At 65.8% G+C, this 7524-nt stretch carries 6 protein-coding genes and 2 pseudogenes; 4 read left to right on the top strand and 4 right to left on the bottom strand.

Features of this window, described 5'->3' with window-relative positions; translation table 11 throughout:
• Positions 1 to 272: 272 nt before the first annotated feature.
• Positions 273 to 1481 (top strand): GNAT family N-acetyltransferase, encoded by a 1209-nt coding sequence (locus ACWELQ_RS31780; protein WP_452400722.1) that lies wholly within the window; start codon positions 273 to 275, stop codon positions 1479 to 1481.
• Positions 1482 to 1485: 4 nt separating this feature from the next.
• On the opposite strand, the gene ACWELQ_RS31775 is transcribed toward ACWELQ_RS31780, so the two are convergent.
• Positions 1486 to 3150 carry a hypothetical protein gene (locus ACWELQ_RS31775; RefSeq protein ID WP_452400721.1) on the bottom strand — a complete coding sequence of 555 codons (1665 nt, stop codon included), beginning with the start codon at positions 3148 to 3150 and terminating at the stop codon, positions 1486 to 1488.
• A 216-nt stretch (positions 3151 to 3366) separates the two neighbouring features.
• Here ACWELQ_RS31775 and ACWELQ_RS31770 point away from each other — a divergent pair, with 216 nt between their 5' ends.
• Entirely contained in the window at positions 3367 to 3756 is a 390-nt protein-coding gene (locus ACWELQ_RS31770) for a YccF domain-containing protein (protein WP_452400723.1), read from the top strand.
• Between the two features lies 1 nt (position 3757).
• Here the strand turns inward: ACWELQ_RS31770 and ACWELQ_RS31765 are convergent, their stop codons facing one another.
• Positions 3758 to 4195 (bottom strand): MarR family winged helix-turn-helix transcriptional regulator, encoded by a 438-nt coding sequence (locus tag ACWELQ_RS31765; RefSeq protein WP_452400720.1) that lies wholly within the window; start codon positions 4193 to 4195, stop codon positions 3758 to 3760.
• 69 nt (positions 4196 to 4264) lie between these two features.
• Between ACWELQ_RS31765 and ACWELQ_RS31760 the strand changes: the two genes are divergently transcribed.
• Together ACWELQ_RS31760 and ACWELQ_RS31755 are read left to right on the top strand one after the other, a co-directional pair.
• Positions 4265 to 4507, top strand: a complete 243-nt coding sequence (locus ACWELQ_RS31760) for a DUF2530 domain-containing protein (RefSeq protein WP_452400719.1) — start codon at positions 4265 to 4267, stop codon at positions 4505 to 4507.
• A 156-nt stretch (positions 4508 to 4663) separates the two neighbouring features.
• Positions 4664 to 4828: pseudogene (locus tag ACWELQ_RS31755) on the top strand (TetR/AcrR family transcriptional regulator); the annotation flags it as partial.
• Between the two features lie 339 nt (positions 4829 to 5167).
• Here ACWELQ_RS31755 and ACWELQ_RS31750 read toward each other — a convergent pair.
• Together ACWELQ_RS31750 and ACWELQ_RS31745 are read right to left on the bottom strand one after the other, a co-directional pair.
• Positions 5168 to 6559 carry a hypothetical protein gene (locus ACWELQ_RS31750; protein ID WP_452400718.1) on the bottom strand — a complete coding sequence of 464 codons (1392 nt, stop codon included), beginning with the start codon at positions 6557 to 6559 and terminating at the stop codon, positions 5168 to 5170.
• 739 nt (positions 6560 to 7298) lie between these two features.
• A pseudogene (locus tag ACWELQ_RS31745) lies at positions 7299 to 7524 on the bottom strand (energy-dependent translational throttle protein EttA); the annotation flags it as partial.

Genomic DNA, 7524 nt, shown 5'->3' with positions numbered 1-7524 from the left:
CGGGAAGGCAGGGAAGCATCGGAGCGCTGAGGCACTCGTAATCGGTTCGGGGGAACCGGGGGCGGGGGGATCGGGGGATCCGGGGGGCAACGGGGGAATCGGGGGGGACATGGGATCCGGGGGGACGTTCGAGGGAACGCGGATCCCGGGGGAAACGAGGGGGAACCGGGGGGAAACTCGAACTCCGGTGTCACCTGCCGCGGCGGGGACGGCAGGTGACACCGGAGAAAATCGGGGTGCGGATGCCCGAAATTCGTGGGATGTTCGAGGGCATGGCATCGACGAATGGCATTACCGTGCGTTCGGCACGAGCGGATGAGCGCCCGGCGATTTCCAGGCTCTCCGAAATCAGTTTCGGAATGCGATCCGGACCGGCCGATGTGGAGTACGGTCCCCAAGTCTTTCCCACCGAGCGAGCCCTGGTCGCCGTGGACGGCGACCGCATCGTCGGCCACGCCAACGATCTCACCATGACCGTCACGGTCCCCGGTGCGCGCACCGTGCGGGCCAGCGGAATCACCAATGTCGTGGTCGCGCCCACCCATCGGCGGCGCGGCATCCTGCGGGCGCTGTACACCGAGATGCATCGGCGCACCGAGTCCGACGGCGTCCCGCTGACCATCTTCACCGCCAGCGAGGGCACCATCTACGGCCGCTTCGGCTACGGCCCGTCGATCGTCGTGAACGAAGTCTCCATTCGCGGGCGCACCGCCGAATTCCGCACCACCACACCGGATCCCGGTGGCGTACAGGTGATCTCGCTCGAGGAAGCCAAGACGGCGATCCCCGAGATCTACGACCGCTGGCGGCGACTGGTTCCCGGCGCGCAGGCCAAGCCCGAGTCCCGCTGGCAGCAGCGGGTATTCGCGGACCCGGTCCAGCAGGAGGGCGGTTCGCCGCTGTTCTTCCTGACCCATCCCGACGGCTACGCGATCCTGCGCCGCGCCTGGAATTCCGAGGGCAAGAACACCGCCACCGTGCACGACCTGCGGGCCATCACGCCGGAGGCGCACGTCGCGCTGTGGCGCGTCCTGCTGAGCCTGGACCTGGTGCACACCATCGAAGCCGAACTCCCCGACCACGATCCACTCCCCTGGCTGGTCACCGATCCGCGCCTGATCCGCGTCACCGGCCGCCACGACACCCTGTGGACCCGGATCATGGACGTCCCCGCCGCCCTCACCGCCCGCACCTACCAACGGGATCTGGATATCGTCCTGTCCGTGGAGGATCCGTTCCGCGACGCGGGCGGCAGCTTCGCGCTGCGCGTGCGCGACGGCATCGCGGAATGCGAGCGCACCGACCGTGCCCCGGACATCGAGCTCGGCATCGACGTCTTGGGCAGCCTCTACTTCGGCGCGCACCAGGCCCGGGTCTTCGCCGCCGCCAACCGGATTCAGGCCAAGGACACGGCAAAGCTCCGCGCCTTCGACGAGGCGTTCGCCTCGGATCGGGACGCGGAGCTCGGCTGGTTCTTCTGAGCGGCTACTTCGCGATCTTGGCGCGGAACGGGCCGCCCACACTGTTGAACAGCAGGTCGCCGTTCGGGAGCGCCTCGATCAGCGCATACGCGCCGTTGCCGAGATTGGATTGACCGAAGACGGTGCGGTGCACCGTCTCTCCGGTCTTCCAGTCGAGGCCGGTGACCTCCCAGCCATCGGCCTTGGAGTAGCCGTTGACGAACACTATCCCGGCTCCGCTGGAGACGGCCGGGACCATGGAGGTCGACACCACGTCACCGCGGGTCCAGACCGAACTCCAGCTGTGCGCCTTCGGATCCCACTCGAAGCGCTGCATGCCGTGCGGTGGCGTGGCGACCGGGCCGTTGGCCAGCACGTCGACCAGCCGGTCCGGGGAACCGCCGTCGCCGATGTTCTGGACCACGAACGCGCCGTAACCGGTGACCACCACCGACTGCTCGGACTGCACGAATTCCGGTAGTGGATCCGGCAATCCGGCCGTCACCGCGATCTGATCGGCGATGCGATCGGACTTGGTGTCCGGCTTCTGCTGGAAGCCCTCGGGAATCTTGTTGCGCCAGAAGGCGACCAGCTTCATGTGGTCGGCGCCGTCGGTGATCACCACCAGTTGGTCGCTGTCCTTGCCGAAGCCCATCAGGGTCGGAGTGGAGCCGGTGCCGGTGCCGAACTTCACCGCCGGGGGCTGGCGGCCGAAGTCGTAGGGCGAAGACCAGGCGCCGTCGGCCGCGTCGGTGGAGAGTTTTCCGTTCTTCCACACCACTTTTCGCATGATCTTGTCGGAGGCGAAGTAGAGGCCGCCGTCCGGATCGACCGCCATCGAGTTCGAGACGGTCTCGTCGTCGCCGATGCGCAACCGCACGGGATCGCCGGTGAGATCCCGGTTCAGTGCGAACAGGTCACGCGACGCCAGCGCGAGCAGTTGACCGTCGTAGGTCATGCTCAGGCCGACGATCGTCTCGGGCGAGCCGAGCGAGGTGAGTTCGGTGCCCAGCATGGGCTTCAGGTCGCGCTGCGCGATGACCTGCAGTCCGTCGGCGGGCTTGTCCTTGTCCTTCAGCCCGAAGACGAACAGCTCGGAGTTCTGATTGATGTAGTAGAGGTGATTGTCCTTGTCCACCAGGCCGTAAACGCCGTTGACAAGCCGCTGCCAGTTCTGGCCCGGCCAATCCTGCGCGACCGCGGCCTCGATCTGACCGGTGTCGGTGTACTGCTGGTTCAGCACCTGGTCGAGCGCGGCGGTGGGGATCGGCGTGATGCCGGGGGTATCCATGGACGCGATTTCCTTGAAGCCGCCGCCGGAGACGTCGACATACCGGGGACCCGAGGTGGAGGAGACCCACCAGTAGTTCGGATCGGGAGAGGCCAGGGTCATGATGTTGACCGGGCCGCCGGGCACACGCGGCATCTGCGCCGGATCGATGTGGAAGGTTCCGCGCGGCACCGCGGCCGTGAAACTGTCGCTCTGCCCGGAGTCGATGTGGGTGATGCCGAATTGGTCGGCGGCGAGATAAGGATTGCGAGCCGGACCGGAATCGGTGGCCGCGGCGTTTTTCGACGTGGTCGACGACCCGGAATCCGAGGACTTGTCGCTGCTGCACGCGGCGAGGGCGCCGGTGGCGGCGAGTATCAACGCGGTCAGGCCCGCCGATAGTCGCATTGTTTTGCTCAAGATTCGCTCCCCATTTCATACGCACCGGAATGCAGGGTTGGAACTGGAATGAGCCAAGATAGCGAGAGATTAGCAGCGAGTCGTTACTCGAAACGATCGATTACCGCATTTCACCCGATACGGGCGAGACCCGGATCGGTGCCCCCACGGCGAAGTCAGGGTTTTCCCGGTGGTGAGCGGCCGTGCGGCGCTGGCATGCTGGAGTGCGTGAAACCCATCCAGCTGATTCTCAACGTCCTGTGGCTCGTGCTCGTCGGCTTCTGGATGGCCATCGGTTATGTGATCGCCGGGCTGATCTGCTGCGTGCTGATCGTGACCATCCCGTGGGGGATCGCGTCGTTCCGGATCGCGAACTTCGTGCTGTGGCCCTTCGGCCGTGAGGCCGTGGAGAAGCCGAGCGCGGGCGTGGGGTCCATGCTCGGCAACATCATCTGGATCATCGTGGCGGGCTGGTGGCTGGCGCTGGGTCACCTGATGACGAGCATCGCGCTGGCCGTCACCATCATCGGAATCCCGTTCGCCTGGGCCAATCTCAAGCTGATCCCGGTGTCACTGTTCCCGCTGGGCCGCGAAATCGTCGACAGCGACCGACGATTCGCCTACTGAGCTACTCGGACTCGTCGACGATCTGCTTCATGATGCCGACGGCCTCGGTGAGGACCTTCACCTGGTCGGGGCTCAGGCTGGCGAGCTGATCGGTCATCCACGCCTCGCGGGCCTGGTTCTCGTCCTGGATCAGCGCCCGCCCGGCCTCCGACAGCGACACGATGATCTGCCGCCCGTCGGTGGGGTGCGGATTGCGTTCCACCAGATCCAATTCCGACAGCGACGCGATGACCCGGGTCATCGACGGCGGCTGCACCCGCTCCTTGGCGGCCAGGGTGCCCGGCGTCATGGCGCCCTCCCGATTCAGCGTCGCGAGCGCGGACAGCTGGGTCAGCGAAATCTGGGCATCGGCCCGCCGGCCCCGCAGATGCCGAGTCAAGCGCACCACCGCCAGCGAAAGTTCACCGGCGAGCGCTCGAATGTCGGAAGGCGTTGTCACAGAGGCAAACGATACGGGACCGCTCGCGTACGAGTCGGCTGTTCGCGTGCGGCCCACTACTCTGAGGGGGTGACCACGCCGACTGTGCCGGAGATTCCCCCGCGCTTCACCGACCCGCGTCCCGTGCTGGCCGTGGGCACCCTCGGTTTCCTGATCGCGACGATCGCGGTGTGGGCGAACGACGCCTGGGCGACCGCGCGCCCGGTATGTCTGATGGGTCTCGGCGTGGGGCTGCTCGGCTACACGATCTTCGCGATTCAGCGCCGGGGTGCGCGGCGCGGTGACAAAGGCGCACAACTCGGCCTGGACTGAGTCTTTACGGCTTGGGGTGACGTCTTTACAAACTCCACCCCGACGTAACGAATGTCTGGAATGCCGGGCAAACCGGCGGTCCAGACCGGGTGCGCAAAACGAACTTGCGGAGCGTGCGAATTGACTGCACGCGTCGCGGACGCTTAACTCCCTGGAGTGTCCTCCCGATTGAGCGTCGAAGAACGACGGGCCCACCTTATCGAGGCGGCCATCGGCCTTGCCGAAAAGAAGGGCGTGGCAGGAGTTACCACGCGCGATGTTGCCCAGGCAGCCGGTGTTTCCCTCGGTGTGGTGCATTACTGTTTCGAAAACAAAGATCAGCTGATGACCGAGCTGGTCAAGGCGCTCTCGATGGAATTGCGTGATTCCGTCGACGCCAACGAAGCGGTATGGCAGGACGTCGGAACCGGAAAAGAAGCGCTTCAACAATTGGTGCGCGCCGGCCTCGAACTGATGTGGCTCAACATCGAAGCCACGCCCGAACGCCAGCTGCTCACCTACGAAACCACCACCTACGCATTGCGCGAAGGCGAAGCCACACCCGCGAAACTCGCCATCGCCCGCGAGCAATACACCTTCAACGACTCCACCGTCGCCGATGTCTGCGAGCACGCGCGCGAGGCCACCGGCACCCAGTGGACCGTTCCGGTCGGCACCCTGTCACGATTCATCCTCAACACCATCGACGGCATCGTGCTGCGGTGGCTGGTGGACAACGACAGCGCCGCCGTCCGAGTAGTCGATGGAGACGCCGCCCAGTTCGCGCGTCAGGATGTCCTGGATCTCCAGGCGCACCCGGGTGGTGTAGCGGTCCCGCGGCAGGTACACCATGCAGGCCACGAAGCGGCCGTAGCCGTCCATGCGCATGAACAGCCGAACCTGGCGGCGCATACCGACATTCAGAACGGCGCTGGCGGTGCGGCGCAGGGTGTCGCCGTCGGAGGAGAACAGTTCGGTGCGGGGGAAGGACTGGATGACCTCGAGCATCTCCTGGCCGGAGAAGGACTCCAGATCGAAGCCGCTGGCCTCGATGAGCGAGCGCACCCGGCGCTCGATGACCGGGATGTCGAGCACGTTCTCGTGCAGGGCGGTGACGGTGAAGACGCCGATGAACAGGTGCTCACCGGTGACCGCGCCGGATTCGTCCATCTCGGCGACGCCGACGAAGTACGGGTAGACCGCGCGGTGCACGGTGGCCGGGACCAGGCCCTGGGTGAGCATGATGAGCGGCTGGTCGCCGCTGTTGTCGGGCACGCGGAAGTCGGTGCCGACATTGGGGCGCAGCACGCCGAGGCTGGTCTCCGGCACGATGATCGACTTGGCCTGACCGTCGACGGTGCTGCGTTCGTAGCGGGCGTAGCCGAGCACGGTGAAGTGACCGTCGGCCAGCCAGCGCAGCAGGTTGGCGCAGTCGGTGAGATCCGTTGCGGGAAAGTCGGATCTACCCTTGGCGGCGGCGGAGTCGAGTTCGTCGGCGACGCGTTCCTGGGCCTCGCGCATGGCCTCGGTGTCCTCGATGACGCGGCGCACGTCGGTGAGCACGTCGGGCAGCGCGGTCTCGATCTTCGCGAGCTGGGCGGGACTGGTGGCGGGATGCAGCTGGACGTGCATCCAGGACTCGCGCAGACCGGTGGAGCCGTTGCCGTCGACCTCGTGTGGCACCGCAGTTTCCAGGCGACCCGCGGCGTCACGGGTCACCTCGAAGATGGGGTGCACCACCTCACTGACGCTGACGCCGATGCGGCTCAGCGACGAGGTGACCGACTCGACCAGCAGGGGCATGTCATCGGTGACCATCTGGACCGCGACACCCAGGCCGGCCTCGTCATCCGCCTGGTACACACGGACATTCGCGGTGCCGGGGGTGCGCTCGATGGCCAGATCGACATGGCAGCGGAAGATATGGGTGGAGGTCGTCGGGATGGCGCAGTCCGCGTCCCCGGCGTCCACATGTCGGAAGTACGCCTCCTCCAGGGATACCAGGTTGCCACGCAGCGACGCGGGCAAACTCGCAGCCCAGGCTGCGCTGGACAATTCGGACGAGACCGTCATTTCGCCAACTCCTCGGATTCGGTTCCGTAACAAAGTGACGCCGATGCGAGAGTAGCTGGGCGCAAGATGTGCCGGGCTGAATTCCTCTCAATGCCGCGCCGCGTCTCACAATACGGACGAACCAGACGGTTCGCGGCCCCAAACCCTCGCCCGAAACCTCCAGGTCGCCCCCGACAAACCTTGCACCCAAGCACAATTCACGCAAATGTGCGAATGCGAAACCACCTAGTTCGCTGCCGAATAGCCGTTCACCAGCGGTGCCCTATCCCGCCACCCAGCGAACCCACAACCCTCCAGCAAACAACCGCTAGACCAACAAGCAGGTGACAGATGCATCAACCGCACACCCACCGTGATGAACCAAACGCCCGATCCATCGATCGGACCCCGATCCCTCCGGCGTCACACCATGCCGCCCCGACCGGCAACGGCACCACCGGACAAGCTACTCCCCCTTGCCCCACACCATCTTTCGTACGGCGTCATATGCCGCACGGACACCCACTCACGGGAATTCTGCGCCCACAGAGCCGATGTTCCGTTGAATCAAACGGCATTCTGCGGCTCCAGCGACCTTCACCCGTTAGATTCCGGAGGCAGAGAACGCGCAGCGAGCATCCCGACCGCAGTACGGGCCGACCATCGCAACGCGAACGGTGAAGGTCGCCCCTCCCGGTCCGCCGCGGTCCACCTCCCTCGGGAGGGAAGCGGGACGCGGCGGAATCGGTTGGGGTGGTGACTATCCGCGGGTGAGCTTGCGGTGGGTGACGCGGTGGGGGCGAGCGGCTTCGGGGCCGAGGCGCTCGATCTTGTTGGCCTCGTAGGCCTCGAAGTTGCCCTCGAACCAGAACCAGGAGGCCGGGTTGTCGTCGGTGCCCTCCCACGCCAGGATGTGGGTGCAGGTGCGGTCCAGGAACCAGCGGTCGTGGGAGATGACCACCGAGCAGCCCGCGAAGTTCTCCAGC

This window comes from Nocardia sp. NPDC004722, from assembly GCF_053601505.1.
Note: the sequence above shows the minus strand (reverse complement) of the source record. Positions and strands in the feature narration are given on the sequence as shown.

Bases quoted from the DNA above. Each gene is read 5' to 3' on its own strand.
- ACWELQ_RS31750 (WP_452400718.1), bottom strand. From the start codon at position 6,559: ATGACGGTCTCGTCCGAATTGTCCAGCGCAGCCTGGGCTGCGAGTTTG.
- ACWELQ_RS31780 (WP_452400722.1), top strand. From the start codon at position 273: ATGGCATCGACGAATGGCATTACCGTGCGTTCGGCACGAGCGGATGAG.